Consider the following 14,585-nt stretch of genomic DNA (forward strand, 5'->3'; position numbering starts at 1 on the left):
GATGCGGGGAGAGGGATCCTCTGCCCCAGCACCAAATTTTGAGCGGAGGAAAAGCAAAATGAATCTTATCAAGTGTGAAAAGCTCGAGAAGAGCATGGTCGAACTGCAGTTTTCCATCGATGCTGAGACCTATAAGAACGAGGTCCTGAAGGTCTTCCAGACCGAGGGCAAGAAGTACACCGTCCAGGGCTTCCGCAAGGGCAAGGCCCCCCGTCATCTGATCGAGCGGATGTACGGTCCCGACGTGTTCACCTACGACGCCATCAACAACCTGTTCCCGGTTGAGTTCGAGGCTGCTGTCAAGGCTGCCAACATCGAGGCTGTGGGCCGTCCCGAGGTGACCGTGGAGTCTGCCAGCGATGATCAGGGCGCAGTCCTGACCGTCAAGGTCGCTGTCAAGCCCGAGGTCAAGATCGGCGCATATTCCGGTTTGACCGTGGAGAAGACGGTCCATACTGTGCAGGAGTCGGTGGTTGATGCCGAGCTCAAGCGTGTGCAGGAGCGCAACGCCCGCGAGCTGACCCGCGACGGCGCCGCCCAGAACGGCGACATCGTGGACATCGACTTTGAGGGCTTCACCGACGGTGTTGCTTTCGAGGGCGGCAAGGCTGAGCACTACAGCCTGACCCTGGGCAGCGGCAGCTTCATCCCCGGCTTCGAGGATCAGGTTGTGGGCCACAGCGCAGGCGAGGAGTTCGACGTGAACGTCACCTTCCCTGAGGAGTATCAGGCTTCTGAGCTGGCCGGCAAGCCCGCTGTCTTCAAGATCAAGCTGCACGAGGTCAAGTACAAGGAGCTGCCCGCTCTGGATGACGAGCTGGCCAAGGACTGCTCCGAGTACGACACCCTGGAGGAGTTCAAGGAGTCCATCCGCAAGTCCAATCAGGAGCAGCTGAACAAGCAGGACGACCTGGCTGTTGAGAACGCTCTGGTGGATCAGGTCATCGCTGGCATGGAGGCTGAGATTCCCCAGGCCATGTACGATGTCCGCATGGACGAGCTGGTCAACGACTTTGCTTTCCGTGTGGAGCAGCAGGGCCTGAGCCTGGACACCTACCTGAAGTATATGGGCCAGACCATGGAGCAGTTCCGTGCTTCCTTCATGCCCCAGGCTGAGAAGCAGGTGAAGATCCGTCTGGCTCTGGAGGCTGTGGCTGCCGCTGAGAACATCGTTGCTTCCGAGGAGGACGTCAACGCTGAGATCAAGCGCATTGCCGACCAGTACAAGATGGAGGAGGACAAGGTCCGCGAGCTGGTCAACATGGACGAGCTGAAGAAGGACCTGGCTGTCAATAAGGCCATCGACTTCATCAAGAGCCACGCCAATATCGTGGAGAAGGCTGCCGACGCCGAGTAATCGCTGCCGGTGAGCTGAGTCCGGGCAGAAAAGCGCGAAACGCATCCTGCCTGTGCACATGTTGTTGAAATTGACCGATGCGGCGGTTTTTTGATGCCGCATCGGTCAATTTTGCAAAAATAGCGAATCCAATTTGATTTTCAGGAGGCGAACTGTTATGAGTTTTGTTCCTTACGTTGTAGAACAGACGGCCCACGGAGAGCGCTCTTACGACATCTTCTCCCGTCTGCTGAACGACCGCATCATCGTCCTCAGCGAGGACGTCAATGATACTTCTGCAAGCCTGGTTGTCGCCCAGCTGCTGTACCTCGAGGGGCAGGACCCGGACAAGGACATCAGCCTGTATATCAACAGCCCCGGCGGCTCCATCAGCGCAGGCATGGCCATCCATGACACCATGCGCTATATCAAGTGCGATGTCTCCACCATCTGCATGGGCATGGCTGCCTCCATGGGCGCATTCCTGCTGGCCAGCGGCACCAAGGGCAAGCGCTTTGCGCTGCCCAACTCGGAGATTCTGATTCATCAGCCTCTGATCGCCGGCGGGCAGGGGGGCGGCCTCTCGGGCCAGGCCACCGATATCAAGATCCATGCCGACCACATCGTCTACCTGCGCGACAAGATCAATGGCCTGCTCAGCGAGTACAGCGGCCAGCCCATCGAGCGTGTCCGGGAGGATACCGAGCGGGATAACTATATGACCGCCCTGCAGGCCAAGGAGTACGGCCTGGTTGATGAGGTTATCACCACACGCTGAACCAAGGGCTGAGCGCAGAAACGCACAATAAAGGAAAGTACAGCTATGGCAAATAACAATTCCGGCAGAGATAAGAATGAAAAAGACCTTGTTTGCAACTTCTGCGGCAAGCATCAGGACGAAGTCGAGCGGATGATCATTGGGCCCGGCGTCAATATCTGCAGCGAGTGCATCAACCTGTGTTACGATCTGCTGGGCGAAAAGCCCGACCGCTCCAGCGGCAACCGGCCCAGCCGGGGCGGCGCGCCCAGCGCCCGTGCCCGGATTCAGCCGGCGGCTCCCGCCCAGATCAACATCATGACTCCCGAGGAGATCAAGGAAGGTCTGGACCAGTACGTCATCGGCCAGGACGACGCCAAGCGGGTTCTGTCCGTTTCGGTGTACAACCACTATAAGCGCATCATGAGCGGCAAGGGGAATGACGTGGAGCTGCAGAAGTCCAACGTTCTGCTGCTGGGCCCCTCCGGCGTGGGCAAGACCCTGCTGGCCCAGACCCTGGCCCGGATGCTGGGCGTTCCCTTCGCCATTGCGGACGCCACCACCCTGACCGAGGCCGGCTACGTGGGCGAGGATGTGGAGAACATCCTGCTCAAGCTGATCCAGGCCGCCGATTTCGATGTGCAGCGGGCACAGATCGGCATCATCTACATTGATGAGATCGACAAGATCACCCGCAAGAGCGAGAACCCCTCCATCACCCGTGATGTGGGCGGCGAGGGCGTCCAGCAGGCTCTGCTGAAGATCCTGGAGGGCACCGTCAGCAACGTCCCGCCCCAGGGCGGCCGCAAGCATCCCCAGCAGGAGTTCATCCAGATCGACACCACCAATATCCTGTTCATCTGCGGCGGCGCCTTTGACGGGCTGGACAAATACATCCAGCGCCGCACCGACAACTCGGCTCTGGGCTTCGGCAGCATGCTGAAGGACAATTCCTCCGACGCACAGAAGGCTTTGCTGCGGAAGGTGGAGCCCCACGATCTGGTGAAGTTCGGCCTGATCCCCGAGCTGATCGGCCGTCTGCCGGTCATCACCGTTCTGGACGACCTGGACGAGGAGACCCTGGTCCGGGTTCTGAAGGAGCCCAAGAACAGCCTGGTTAAACAGTACAAGGCACTGCTTGGGATGGACAATGTGGAGCTGACCTTCACCGACGATGCCCTGCGGGCCATCGCACGCAAGACCATCGAGCGCAAGAGCGGCGCCCGCGGCCTGCGCAGCGTGATGGAAAGCCTGCTGATGCCGGTGATGTACGCCGTGCCCAGCGACCCCACCATTGTCCGGGTCACCATCGACCAGGATACGGTGGAGGGCGGCGAACCTCACATGGAGTACGGCGCTGTCCGCAAGCGCTATAAGAATCAGATTTCGGCAAACTGAGTTTCCTGAAATCCAGGCCCGGCCAGGGGATGAAAGCCCTCTGGCCGGGCTTTTTTCGTGTAAAATTCTTGTTTCTCAAAGCAAAGTGTACTATAATAATAAGGTCTGGGATCGCGCCGGCAGGTCCGGCCGATGCAAAAGGCGTTTCCGCCGCGCTTCCTCTGGCAGGAAAAGCAGCGGTGATAGGGACAGAAAGTATAGTAAAGGAGTACTGAATATGGCAAATTATCTGGAGATGAGCACCGAAGAACTGCAGGCAGAGGAGAAGCAGCTGCGCAGCGCCTATCAGAACTTTAAGAACATGGGTCTGAAGCTGAACATGGCCCGCGGCAAGCCCGGCCCTCACCAGATGGATCTGGCGATGGACCTGTTCAAAACCACCGATTACACCTCGGAGGACGGCACCGATGCCCGCAACTATGGCAACCTGGAGGGCCTGTACGAGGCCCGCAGACTGTTCGGTGAAGTGATGGGCGTCAAGCCGGAGAACGTCTTTGTGGGCGGCAACTCCAGCCTGCAGCTGATGTACTTCCTGGTGAGCATCGGCTACACCTTCGGCTTCCCCGAGTCTCCCTGCCCCTGGTCCCAGGTGGATCACCCCAAGTTCCTCTGCCCGGTGCCCGGCTATGACCGCCACTTCCGGATCACCGAGGAGTTTGGCATCGACATGATCAACATCCCCATGACCCCGGAAGGCCCCGACATGGACATGGTGGAGAAGCTGGTGGCTGAGGATCCCACCATTAAGGGCATCTGGTGTGTGCCGCAGTATTCCAACCCCGACGGCTACACCTACAGCGATGAGACGGTGCGCCGTTTTGCCGCCATGAAGACCGCCGCCCCCGACTTCAAGATCTTCTGGGATGAGGCTTACATCGTCCATCACCTGACCGATGAGATCATCGAGACCCCCGTTCTGCTGGAGGAGAGCAAGGCTTACGGCCACGAGGACCGCGTCTTTATGTTCACTTCCACCAGCAAGATCACGTTCCCCGGCGCTGGTGTTTCGGCCCTGGCCTGCAGCGACAACATGATGAAGTATGTCTGCAAGCGCTTCGAGGTCATGATCATCAGCTACGACAAGATGAACCAGCTGCGCCATGTGCGGTTCCTGAAGAACAAGGCCGGCGTGCTGGCCCACATGCTCAAGCATCGCCGCCGTCTGGTGCCCTGCTTTGACGCAGTCAAGACCACCTTTGCCCAGAAGCTGACCCCCTGCGGCGACATCGCCCACTGGACCAACCCCAAGGGCGGCTACTTCATCAGCCTGTATGTGATGCCCGGCTGCGCCAAGCGTGTGGCTCAGCTGTGCAAGGAGGCAGGCCTGGTGCTGACGGGCGCCGGCGCAGCCTTCCCCTACGGGAAGGACCCCGAGGATTCGCACCTGCGCATCGCCCCCACTTACCCCAGCCTGAGCGAGGTGGAGCAGGCCTCCGAGCTGCTGACCGTCTGCACCCGGCTGGCTACCGTTGAGCTCCTGCTCAAGAATAAGGCCTGAGCCTCTGGCTTGGGGCCGGTCTGAAAAGTCCCCAGCGCTTTGCTTGCCATGGTTCGGCCTGTTTGACTTTTCAGATGCATCCTGAAAAATCTCCTCTGCCCGTCCGGGAAACCGGCGGGCGGGAGGTTATTTAATTGGGAGGTTTCCAAAATTTTATGAAGACAAAAGGCAGAGCATGGCATCTCGTGGTCACGGTGCTGCTGATCGTGGTGTTTGCATTCACCGCGTTCTTCGGCGTGTCGGTGAAGTACGGAGATGTGACGACCACCTACATCAAAGGCGTGTCCGATATCCGCTTTGGTGTGGATATCAAGGGCGGCGTCAATGTGACGTTCCTTCCCTCCGACGGCTTTGATGCCACCGACGAGCAGCTGGATGCAGCCCAGTCGGTCATCGAGAACCGTCTGGTGGCCCTGAACATCACCGACTACGAGCTCTATGCAGATTACAACCAGGACAGCCTGATCCTGGAGTTCCCTTGGCAGTCCGATGAGACCTCATTTGATCCTGAGGCCGCCATCCAGGAGATCGGCACCACCGCTTACCTGACCTTCCGGGAGGGGAGCAGCGCCGACGGCGCCCTGATTCTGGACGGTTCCAGCGTGGAGAACGCCACCGCCCAGTATGGCCCGGTGACCAACGGCGGCGCTTCGGAGTATTATGTGGCTCTGGAGTTTGACGCCAACGGCGCAGCCGCCTTCGGCGACGCCACCACCCGCCTGTACCAGGAGGGCGGCAGCATCAGCATCTGGCTGGACGACCAGAACATCAGCGTGGCTTCCGTGAACTCGGCCATCACCGATGGCCGGGCCGTCATCACCGGGTCCAGCTTCACCCGGGAGGACGTGGTCACCCTGGCCCGTCAGATCAATTCCGGCGCGCTGCCCTTTGCCCTGACGGTGGACAGCTACTCCACCATCAGCCCCACTCTGGGTGAGAACAGCCTGGAGGCTATGGTCTATGCCGGCATCATCGCCTTCATCCTGATCTTTGCCATCATGATCTTTATGTACCGCCTGCCCGGCGCTCTGGCCTGCGTGGCCCTGCTGGGCCAGGTGGCCGCGACCCTGGCGTTTGTCTCGGGTTACTTCCCGGTGTTCAACAGCTTCACCCTGACCCTGCCCGGTATTGCCGGTATCATTCTGGCCATCGGCATGGGCGTGGATGCCAACATCATCACGGCGGAGCGCATCAAGGAGGAGCTGCGCAACGGCAAGTCCCTGCCCGGCGCCCTCAAGAGCGGCTTTGCCCGCGGCCTGACCCCGGTTATTGACGGCAACGTCACCATCGTGATTGTGGCCATTATTCTGATGGGCGCCTTTGGTCCCACCGACGGCTTCTTTGCCCGGCTGCTGAACTTCGTGTTCTTCGCCTTCGGTGCATCCACCGCCGGCACCATCTACGCCTTCGGCTATACGCTGCTCACCGGCGTTCTGCTGAACTTTGTGTTCGGCGTGTTCTGCACCCGCGTGATGATCGCCGGTGCGGCCTCCATCAAGGCTCTGCAGAACCCCTGGCTCTACGGCGCAGACAAGCAGCCCAAGGAGCGCAAGCAGATCGACTTTGTGGGCAAGCGCAAGGCATTCCTGACCTTCTCCGCCTGCCTGATGGCAGTGATCGTCCTGTGTGCTGCGGTGCTGGGTGTCAAGATGGATACCGAATTCACCGGCGGCGCCATGATTACCCTGAGCTATGAGGGCACCCCTGACCTGTCTGAGGTCAAGCAGATTGCCCAGACCGCTCTGGACAGCAGCAGCCTGACCGTTCAGACCGGCGAGAATGTGGCCACCGGTGAGGATACCCTCAAGATCTCGATGCCCGGCCGCGAGACCGTCACCACCGAACAGGTGACCGGTCTGCTGGACAACCTGACCGAGAGCTTCCCCGACAACAACTTCGCCCAGCTCTCTCTAAGCAACGTCAGCCCCGCCATGGGCGCCCGCTTCCTGCAGAAGAGCCTGGTGGCTGTGGTCTTTGCCCTGGCCCTGATCCTGATCTATATCGCTTTCCGCTTCAAGAACATCGGCGGCCTGACCGGCGGCGCCATGGCCATCCTGGCCCTGCTGAACGACCTGATGGTGATCTTCGGCGTGTTTGTGGTGCTGCGCGTGGCGCTGGACGGCAACTTCATCGCCGCCCTGCTGACCATCCTGGGCTACTCGGTCAACGATACCGTCGTCATCTACGACCGTATTCGTGAGAACCGGAAGCTCCTGGGCAAGAAGGTCTCCTTCGGTGAGCTGGTGAATCAGTCTCTGAACCAGTCTCTCCGCCGCACCCTGATGACCACCATCACCACGGTGGCAGCCCTGTCGGTCATGTGCATTGTCTCGGTGCTCTATGGCCTGGACAGCATCTTCACCTTTGCATTCCCCCTGATGGTGGGTATGATCAGCGGCGTTTATACTTCGCTGTGCGTTTCCACCTCGGCCTGGGTTACCTGGATCGGCCGGAAGGACAGCCGCAAGAATTGATTTGCAGGCGGCTGGCCAGGCTGGCCGGACCACTTTGACAACATGGAGGACACGATATGAAATGCCCCTATTGCGGCGGCGAGGAGTCCAAGGTCATTGATTCCCGCCCCACCGAAGACGGCGAGCGGATTCGCCGCCGTCGCGAGTGCCTGGCCTGCCATAAGCGGTTCACCACCTACGAGGCTGTCGAGACGCTGCCCCTGATGGTCATTAAAAAGAACAACTCGCGGGAACTCTTTGACCGCCAGAAGGTTCTGAACGGGATGCTCCGCTCCTGTGCCCAGCGGCCGGTCAGCTATGAACAGCTGGAACAGGCCGTGAGCAACATCGAGCAGACCCTGCTCAACGGCTATGACCGGGAGGTCAGCAGCGTCCAGATCGGCGAACTGGCCATGCAGGAGCTGAAGAAAATCGACGAGGTGGCCTACGTCCGCTTCGCTTCGGTTTACCGCCGCTTTGCGGATGTGGAGAGCTTCTTTGCAGAGCTGGAAGAACTGATGAAGGACCGCAAGCCCTGAGTCTCTGGCCAACCACTCCATAAACCCTTAAACAGCCCGGATGCAATTTTGCATCCGGGCTGTTTTGCTGTCAGAGAGGGAGAAAAGCGGACTCAGAGCCAGCGCCGGGTGAGCCAGTCGATGCTCTCAGCCTGAAAAGCCGCCCGGCCCAATTCGCCCAGCGCTTCTTCCCGGGAACCCTCGGCCAGATAGCTGGCGGCCACCCGCAGGCTGGATTCCAGCTCGATGAAATCCTCGGTGCGCAGAAAGAGGACGCTGCTCCGGCGCATGTCCTCGCAGAGGGCGGCCCCGTCCAGTACGGCCTGATGGGCAGCAGGCAGATCGTCCTGACCCAGGGCGGTGACGGCGGCCTCCACCTGGATGGTAACCTGATCCGCAAAGGCCCGCACTTTGAAGGTGCTGTAACCCATCAGAATGAAAATTCCCAGCGTGATCCCAAGACACAGCCAGATCCGTTTCATGGTATCAGCTCCTTTGTCATTGGGCGCCCTTGGCAGGGGCGCCTTTTTCTTTTCGCAGCAGAAAATAGTCCTCGGTGTCATTGCCCAGCAAAAGCAGAATTTCGCTGACCATCAGGGTGTTGGCTGTGGCGGTGCGCTCCAGCCAGTCCATGTCCTTGCCGCAAAACTGTAAATTGTCGGCCAGCACCTGCCCGTCCACCACAAAGGGGATGGTGGCCTGTGCCCGCTGGACGGCAATGCCCAGGTCCGAGAGGGTGGCCGGTTCCCTGGACGGCTTGAGGGCCACCGACAAGGTGCCGTTGGTCTCCACAATGGCGTAGGAGACGTCCCGCGGATCGTAAATGTCCTTGGAGCGCAGAGCTTCCAGCAGATCGGCGGCGGACAGTCGGAGCATCCGCAGAGCCTGCTGGTCAATCCTGCCGTTCTGGATGACAGTTTTGGGCCGGCCGGCCACCAGATTGGAAAAGCTCTGGCTGTAGAAGCTGAGCACCGAGCTCAGCAGTTCCAGCAGCGCAATGAGGAACAGAGGGACCAGACTGGCGGTGATGGGCACCTCCTCCGACTCGATGGAAATGGAGGCAAGGTTGGAGATCAACATGGTGGAGACAAGCTCCTCGGGCTGCAATTCGCCCAGTTGGCGCTTGCCCATCAAACGCATGGCAAACAGAACGCACAGATAAATCAACAAGGTGCGGAAGATCAGCAGCTTCAAAGGGAACAGTCCTCCTTTTGAGTGGGAATGGGGGAGTATGAATCCAGGGCCTTTCGGGCATACTGGGTTTGCAATCAGAAAAGGACGGTGAAACTGTAGAGATGCAGCAGCTCACGACAAAACTCAGCGAGAATCTGGCGGCGCTCAATACCATGTTTGGCGCCTCAGCCGATTATTATGCAAAGCAGATCAGCATCTGCGGCTGTCCGGCGGCCATCCTTTTGTTTGATGGCATGGGGAGCCTTTCGTCCCTGTGGACTCTGCTGCTGGACGCAGTCAACCGGGAGGATCAGTTCACCGATTTTGAGGAGAACCTGGCCCCCGGCCAGCAGGTGTACGATTACCTGATGCACCATTCCGATCTGCCGGCCGAGAGCACCCCGGCGCGGACCCTGGATGATGTCATCATGCGGATGACGGCGGGATTTGCGGTTTTGCTGCTGGACGGATGCCAACAGGGGATGGCCTTTGCGGTTCAGAACCTGAAATTTCGCTCGGTGGGGGAGCCCTCCGGGGAGGGAAATCTCCGCGGCAGCCGGGAGGGATTCTCGGACCTGCTGCGAATCAATCTGAGCCTGCTGCGGCGTCTGATCCGCAGCGAAAACCTGGTAATGGAGGTGGCCCAGGCGGACACCGCCATGAAAACCGAATACGCCCTGTGCTATCAGCGGGACAAGGCGGACGCCCAGATGGTAGCTAAGGTGCGGGAGATTCTGAAGGAGGCCAGGCCCGAGCTGCTTTTGGATTCCAGTTACTTTGTGCCGTGGCTGCTGCCGGTGCGCTACCGGCTGTTCACCCCGGTCAGCTACACCGAACGGCCCGCCGTGGCGGCCGCCAAACTCTGCGAGGGAAAAATCCTGATCCTGGTCAACGGCAGCCCGTCGGCCATGGTTCTCCCGGCCCTCTTTGCAGAAAATTTCGAGTGCCTGGATGACTACGCCACCACGGCGTTTTTCTCCTCCTTCATCCGCATTTTGAAATACGTGTCCTTTTACCTGACCATTTTTCTGCCGGGGATCTTTGTCTGCCTGGCGGTCTACCTGCCCGAATTGATCCCGCCCCAACTCCTCTCCAAAATCGCCGCCGCCGAACAGGGGACGCCGCTGCCTCTGTTTGCCGAGATGGTGATGGTGATTCTGATTCTGGAGCTCATCCGGGAGGCCGGCCTGCGGATGCCCCAGTCGCTGGGCCATTCGGTCAGCCTAGTGGCGGCCCTGATTATAGGAGACGCCGCCGTGGCCGCCGGGCTGATGAGTACGCCGGTCATCCTGACCGCCTGTATCACGTCGGTGGCGCTGTTCATCACCCCGTCCCTCTATGAACCGGCCACCTTGCTGCGGCTGGTGGTTGTGACGGCCGCCGGACTGGCCGGGCCGGTGGGCCTGGCGGGGGTCTTTCTGGTGTTCCTGTTCAGCCTTTCGGAGGTGGCGGCCATGGGTGTGCCCTATCTGGCACAGCATCCGTTCCCTCATAAGCCATTGGCCGACGATGGCGTAATCCGGCGGGACTATCGGCAGATGTCCCGCCAGCCCTTCAACATCTGGCAGAGGAGGGGATGAGATGCAGCAGGAACAAGACAGAGGATTCTCTCTTTCTGCGCTGGGCCTGGGCCTGGTAACGGCATCCCTGGCCGAATGTTTCTACAGCTCCGCCGGGGCCTATGGGGCCCGCAGCATTCTTTTGCTGGGATTTTTGAGTACGGCGGGGCTGGCCGCTGCAGCAGGACTGTTTGCAGCTCTGGCCGAAAAGTTTGGTCTGTTCAGCGGTCAGGGCTTTTTGCCCAAACTGGCAGGGTGGGGCTTTTTTGCCTGGTTTGCCCTGGAGACCGGTCGTACCATAGCCGCTGCCCAGATCGTCTGCCGGGAACATTTTGGCTCCAACGCCCTGATCGCTGTGCTGCCGGTTCTGCTGCTGGTTTCGTGGCAGATGAACGGCAGCGCTCTGGACCGCTCGGCCCGGGCCATCTGGTGGCTGCTGGCCGCCGGGATTCTGGCCTGTCTGGCGGGTCTCTGGGACCAAATGCACTGGCACCGGCTCTTTGGGGCAGAGGACCCCTCGCTGTGGGCGGACGGCTGGCCCAAAATCCTGATTTATCCGGAATACTTTGCCCTGCCTCTCCTTTGCCAGGGGAAAAAGGTGCGCCGCGGCGCCCTGCTGCCGTTCTGGAGTTATGCCGTACAGGCCGGCTATGCTTTTGTGCTGGAACTGGTGCTGGGTCAGGCCGCCGGGCCGGACTATTCCGGTTTGGAGTTGCTGCGGGCCTGGGCGCTGGGGTATTTTTCCCGTTTGGATGCGCTGCTGCTGTTGCTGTGGCTGGCGGCGGCTCTGTGGAGGATTTGTCTGTTGGCTTTTGTGCTGCGCACGCTTTGGCAGCGCAACAGCGGAATGGAAAAGAATGCCTGCATCAGGAATCAAAACAAGGGAGCACAAACGTGAGAAAGAAAAGTAATTCCAAGGCCGGGGCAGGCCGCCGGATTCGGCGCACCTGTGCCGCCTATCTGCTGGCCGCATCGGCGGTCGCTCTGGGCTGGATGTACAACAGCCTCCCGGATCACATTCTTCTGGAACCGGGGCAGGCTCTGCAGTTGCCCCGCTTTGCCTATATTGAGCCCCTGGGCAGCGGCAGCACACGGAACGTTGTCAGCACCCAGACGGTGGGCAGCTATCAGACCACCCTGTCCATTGGGGGGGTATTCCCGGTCAAAACCGTACAGGCGGTCATCACGCCCCGGCGGACTGTCACCGTCTGCGGCACCCCCTTTGGAGTGAAAATGTTCTCGGAGGGAGCCCTCGTGGTAGGCTTCACCGATATTACAGACGCCAACGGCACACCGGTCAACCCCTCCAAAGAGGCGGGCCTGCGCCTGGGTGACCGGGTGATCTGCATAGGAGATACCAATACGGAGAGCAACGACCAGGTGAAAGCTGCCCTGGAGGCAGCTGCCGGACAACCGGTTCGGGTGGTCTATGTCCGAAACGGCGAACAGCAGCAGACCACCCTCACCCCATGCTGGGATTCGCTGGCAGGGGAATGGCGTGCCGGCATGTGGGTGCGGGATTCTTCCGCCGGCGTGGGCACCCTGACCTTTATTGATGAGGAAAATGAGGTGTTCGCCGGTCTGGGCCACTCCATCAGCGATGGAGATACCGGCCAGAGCATTGCCCTGCGCAGCGGCGAAATTGTCCCCTGTGAGATTGTGGGCTGCACCATTGGCACCGCCGGCAGCCCCGGCGAGCTGAAAGGCAAGTTCATTGGCAGCCATGCCGTGGGCACCATTGCCATCAATGGCGAGAACGGCGTCTATGGTGAAACCCGCTCTGCCTTTGCAGGGCAGGAGATGGAAGTGGCCTTTGCACAGGAAGTGGTCACCGGCCCGGCCCAGATCCTGACTACCACCTTGGGCCAGACCGCTAAGCTCTATGACGTGGAAATTGAAAAGGTCTCCGATGCCGAGTCGGTCCGCAATATGGTGATTCATGTGACCGATCCGGACCTTTTGTCTGAAACCGGCGGCATCGTTCAGGGAATGAGCGGCAGCCCCATCATCCAGAATGGCCGTCTGGTGGGGGCAGTGACCCATGTTCTGGTGAACGATCCCACCCGCGGCTATGCCATTTTTGCAGAGACCATGCTGAGCCAGGCCGAACAGCTGGCCGATTGAGACTGACATATCCAAGACCGTCCAAGCCTTTTGCGGCTCGGCGGTCTTTTTTGCCGGGGATGGACACGCAGTTCTAAACAGACAGGCTGTCCCATATAGTGTGGTAACCCGGACAGACCGGGGCGGCGGCCAAAGGCGCGCCGGGGAGGAAAACACCATGGAAGCATACAAACAGGCTGTAAAGGCGCTGCCCGGCTATTTGGCGGAGCCGCTGGGCGCAGTCAGACCAGAGACGGCAGGCCGGGTGCATGAGGTGCGCCTGCGGGTGGGCTGTCCGGTCTGGCTGAACATCGGGGGAGCTCTCTGCCCGGCTCAGCAGCTGCCCGGCTGCCCGTCCGGGCTGCAAAACCTGCGTCCCACCCAGGCCCAGATGGAGGAAATCCTCTATACGCTCTGCGGGGGTTCGGTTCATACCCATCAAAATGAGCTGGCCGAGGGCTATCTGACGCTGCCCGGCGGACATCGGGTGGGTGTGGGAGGGCGGTATCTCTCTCATCCCCAGGAAGGGGTGGTATTGCAGGAGGTGCATTCCCTCAACATTCGGATTGCCCGGATCAAACAGGTTGTTCTGCCGCCCCAGCTCACCCAAATGCTGAATGGGCACTTCACCGGTCTGCTGGTGTCCGGCGAACCGGACAGCGGCAAAACCACCCTGCTGCGGAGCATTGCTTCCTTTTTGGCGGGACAAGGGAAAGCCGTTTCTGTGATTGATGAGCGGGAGGAACTCTGGCCAGCGGCGCAAAACATCAGCCGGCCGCCGGTGGATTTTGTGGCGGGCCTGCCCAAGGAACAGGCGGTCCAGATGACATTGCGCACCTTGGCGCCGCAGGTTATTCTGTTGGATGAGCTGGGCGGTATGGAAGAAGTGCGCGGCCTGGAACAGGGCTTTTTCAGCGGCGTGGATTACATAGCCAGCCTCCACGCCTCCAGCCTGGAAGAAGCTCTCTGCCGTCCCCAGGTGGCTTACATGAAGGAACAGAAGATGCTGCGGGCCATCGTCCAGCTGGCAGGCAGACAAGCCCCGGGACAGATTGCCGGGGTGTATGCCTTATGAGCGGCGCGATGTTTCGCCTGACGGCGGCCGTACTTTTGACGGTGGGAGGATTCTGTGTGGGGGAGGCCCGGCGGCAGAAGCTCACCGCCCGGCGGCGCGCACTGGAAGCAGCCCTGGAATTGCTGACCCGCCTTCGACAGGAAATTGCCTATCGCCGTACCGACCTGAACCGGCTTTATGCCGTTCTCAGGGCGGGGGGCAGCCCAGGCGGTCCGCTGGAGAAGGTTTTTCGCGATGCAGAAGGCTTTGGACAGATGCAGCCGCCCTCCACCCTTCGGGAAGAGGAGGCCGCCTGTTTTGCCGCTTGTTTCGGCGGTCTGGGCCATGCCGACGCCAAACAGGAGTGCGCCCGCCTGGACTATTACCGGGAACGATTTGACGGCTTTCTGAACCAGGCCAGGGAGGAGGAACATCGCTCCGCCAGCCTGGACCGGCGGCTGGGCCTGGCGGTGGGGGCGATGCTGGGGCTGTTGGTGCTGTAAAGGAAACGCCAAACGAAAAGGAGATGAAGGGCTTGGAGATCGACCTCGTGTTTAAGATAGCCGCCATAGGGATCATTGTAGCGGTCCTCAACCAGCTGCTGATCCGTTCGGGCCGGGAGGATCAGGCCATGATGACCACCCTGGCCGGATTGGTGGTGGTTTTGTCCATGCTGGTGCAGCAGATCAGCGACCTGTTTGTGACCATCAAGTCCCTCTTTGCCCTCTAGGGCTGC

Annotated in this window: 14 protein-coding genes; 12 read left to right on the forward strand and 2 right to left on the reverse strand. The window is 60.2% G+C overall.

The features are described 5' to 3' along the window. Positions 1-58 precede the first annotated feature (58 nt). The 6 genes from tig (at position 59) to nrdR (ending at position 7,981) form a co-directional block, all read left to right on the forward strand. Complete coding sequence (tig, locus tag B5F27_RS02290; RefSeq protein WP_087245782.1) at positions 59-1,357, forward strand: trigger factor; 1,299 nt, start codon at positions 59-61, stop codon at positions 1,355-1,357. A gap of 157 nt (positions 1,358-1,514) precedes the next feature. After that, entirely contained in the window at positions 1,515-2,114 is a 600-nt protein-coding gene (locus B5F27_RS02295; protein WP_087364401.1) for an ATP-dependent Clp protease proteolytic subunit, read from the forward strand. A gap of 45 nt (positions 2,115-2,159) precedes the next feature. Beyond that, positions 2,160-3,491, forward strand: a complete 1,332-nt coding sequence (gene clpX, locus B5F27_RS02300; protein ID WP_087245778.1) for an ATP-dependent Clp protease ATP-binding subunit ClpX — start codon at positions 2,160-2,162, stop codon at positions 3,489-3,491. Between the two features lie 217 nt (positions 3,492-3,708). Then, positions 3,709-4,989 (forward strand): aminotransferase, encoded by a 1,281-nt coding sequence (locus B5F27_RS02305; RefSeq protein WP_087245776.1) that lies wholly within the window; start codon positions 3,709-3,711, stop codon positions 4,987-4,989. A gap of 155 nt (positions 4,990-5,144) precedes the next feature. Next, positions 5,145-7,463 (forward strand): protein translocase subunit SecF, encoded by a 2,319-nt coding sequence (gene secF, locus B5F27_RS02310; RefSeq protein ID WP_087364404.1) that lies wholly within the window; start codon positions 5,145-5,147, stop codon positions 7,461-7,463. Between the two features lie 56 nt (positions 7,464-7,519). Then, on the forward strand, positions 7,520-7,981 hold the full coding sequence (gene nrdR, locus B5F27_RS02315) for a transcriptional regulator NrdR (protein ID WP_087245772.1): 462 nt from the start codon (positions 7,520-7,522) through the stop codon (positions 7,979-7,981). Positions 7,982-8,073: 92 nt separating this feature from the next. Here nrdR and B5F27_RS02320 read toward each other — a convergent pair whose 3' ends face one another. Together B5F27_RS02320 and B5F27_RS02325 are read right to left on the reverse strand one after the other, a co-directional pair. Then, the gene (locus B5F27_RS02320) at positions 8,074-8,442 is read right to left on the reverse strand and encodes a DUF4363 family protein (RefSeq protein WP_158098179.1); all 369 of its coding nucleotides are present in this window, start codon (positions 8,440-8,442) and stop codon (positions 8,074-8,076) included. Between the two features lie 16 nt (positions 8,443-8,458). After that, a complete protein-coding gene (locus B5F27_RS02325; RefSeq protein WP_087364408.1) occupies positions 8,459-9,154 on the reverse strand; it encodes a YetF domain-containing protein in 696 nt (231 codons plus the stop codon). Between the two features lie 101 nt (positions 9,155-9,255). Here B5F27_RS02325 and B5F27_RS02330 point away from each other — a divergent pair, with 101 nt between their 5' ends. From B5F27_RS02330 to spoIIIAC, 6 genes are all read left to right on the forward strand, one after another. Beyond that, entirely contained in the window at positions 9,256-10,713 is a 1,458-nt protein-coding gene (locus B5F27_RS02330) for a spore germination protein (RefSeq protein WP_087364410.1), read from the forward strand. A gap of 1 nt (position 10,714) precedes the next feature. Continuing rightward, positions 10,715-11,590, forward strand: coding sequence for a hypothetical protein (locus B5F27_RS02335; RefSeq protein ID WP_087364412.1), 876 nt, complete (start codon positions 10,715-10,717; stop codon positions 11,588-11,590). Further along, positions 11,587-12,816 (forward strand): SpoIVB peptidase, encoded by a 1,230-nt coding sequence (spoIVB, locus tag B5F27_RS02340; protein ID WP_242962032.1) that lies wholly within the window; start codon positions 11,587-11,589, stop codon positions 12,814-12,816. Before B5F27_RS02335 ends, spoIVB begins: the two co-directional genes overlap by 4 nt. 157 nt (positions 12,817-12,973) lie before the next feature. Beyond that, positions 12,974-13,870 (forward strand): ATPase, T2SS/T4P/T4SS family, encoded by an 897-nt coding sequence (locus tag B5F27_RS02345; RefSeq protein ID WP_087364414.1) that lies wholly within the window; start codon positions 12,974-12,976, stop codon positions 13,868-13,870. Next, the gene (locus B5F27_RS02350) at positions 13,867-14,352 is read left to right on the forward strand and encodes a stage III sporulation protein AB (protein ID WP_087364416.1); all 486 of its coding nucleotides are present in this window, start codon (positions 13,867-13,869) and stop codon (positions 14,350-14,352) included. Before B5F27_RS02345 ends, B5F27_RS02350 begins: the two co-directional genes overlap by 4 nt. Positions 14,353-14,384: 32 nt before the next feature. Beyond that, positions 14,385-14,579, forward strand: coding sequence for a stage III sporulation protein AC (gene spoIIIAC / locus B5F27_RS02355; protein ID WP_087228655.1), 195 nt, complete (start codon positions 14,385-14,387; stop codon positions 14,577-14,579). Positions 14,580-14,585: the final 6 nt, after the last annotated feature.

It is taken from the genome of Faecalibacterium sp. An192 (genome assembly GCF_002160175.1).
In the GTDB taxonomy this organism is placed as follows: Bacteria; Bacillota; Clostridia; order Oscillospirales; family Ruminococcaceae; genus Faecalibacterium.